Below are 590 nucleotides of genomic sequence, written 5' to 3' on the forward strand. Positions count from 1 at the left end.
AAGCTCCTTCATTCTAGAAGAAGCCGTCAATCCTGAAAGTGCGAAAGACTCTGTACGTTATCGCTTATTCCTTCCATGCTCCGGAGGTGGAGTGAATCGGCAAAGCCAAGGCCGCCGCGCCTTACGAGTTCGGCGTGAAGGCCTCCGTCGTCACCAACAATCGCCGCGCTCTGGGCGCCTGTTCGTGCTGCACGCGAGCGCACCGACAATCCGTATGATGGGCACCCCCTGCGGGAAGGCATCGAGCGCACCGAGACGCTCACCGGCTGTCCGATCGAGCGGGCCTATGTCGACAAGGGGTACCGCGGTGACGTTGCCCCAGATTTTATCCAGTTCTGAGTTCGCTCAAGCCCTTGGATTTACCCAGTTGGGCGGTGGTAGCGACGGGAGCTGGCGCGGAGCCATCGGCATAGCACAGCGCCAGATCCCGGCGCGGGTGGCACGTGAAGGCGAACTCGGAAGGCGTCTTCCATCCGAGCTGCGAGTGCGGTCGTGTGTCGTTTTAATCGGCGCGCCAGCATCCGAGCGCGACGCGGGCCTGAGCCAGCGACGCGAACAGCGTCTCGTTCAGCGATTCATCCCGGAGCCGG

Annotated in this window: 2 pseudogenes; one reads left to right on the forward strand and one right to left on the reverse strand. The window is 62.4% G+C overall.

The window, feature by feature from the left end:
* Nucleotides 1-65 precede the first annotated feature (65 nt).
* Nucleotides 66-309: pseudogene (locus XI05_RS08925) on the forward strand (IS5/IS1182 family transposase); the annotation flags it as partial.
* Nucleotides 310-325: 16 nt separating this feature from the next.
* Here the strand turns inward: XI05_RS08925 and XI05_RS08930 are convergent.
* Nucleotides 326-590, reverse strand: a pseudogene (locus tag XI05_RS08930) (integrase core domain-containing protein); the annotation flags it as partial.

Source organism: Bradyrhizobium sp. CCBAU 11357 (assembly GCF_028128865.1).
Lineage (GTDB): Bacteria > Pseudomonadota > Alphaproteobacteria > Rhizobiales > Xanthobacteraceae > Bradyrhizobium.